This is a genomic window from Pseudomonas sp. GW456-12-10-14-LB2 (genome assembly GCF_002884345.1).
Lineage (GTDB): Bacteria > Pseudomonadota > Gammaproteobacteria > Pseudomonadales > Pseudomonadaceae > Aquipseudomonas > Aquipseudomonas paraglycinae.
Genome location: NZ_POHV01000122.1, coordinates 1 through 279 on the forward strand (window position 1 = coordinate 1; position 279 = coordinate 279).

A 279-nucleotide genomic window follows, 5' to 3' on the forward strand; every position below is an offset into this window, starting at 1 on the left:
GTGTTCGTCTGGTCGAACCTTTGCGACGGCGACCCGACCTATACGCTGAGCCAGGTCGCGCTGAACGACGTCATCATGGTGTTTGCCTTTGCACCGCTGGTCGCCCTGCTGCTCGGCGTCGCATCGATCACGGTCCCGTGGGACACGCTGCTGATCTCGGTGGCGCTCTACATCGTGGTGCCGGTGATCGTTGCACAACTTGTCCGTCGCGCCCTGCTGTCGGCGGGCGGTCAGCCGACACTGGATCGGATGTTGGCCCGGCTGGGTCCGGTGTCACTC

General features: G+C 64.5%; 1 protein-coding gene. It reads left to right on the forward strand.

What is annotated here, in order from left to right; genetic code table 11:
- Positions 1-279: arsenic resistance protein (locus C1X29_RS29845; RefSeq protein WP_173940219.1), on the forward strand; the 279-nt coding region annotated here is incomplete at both ends.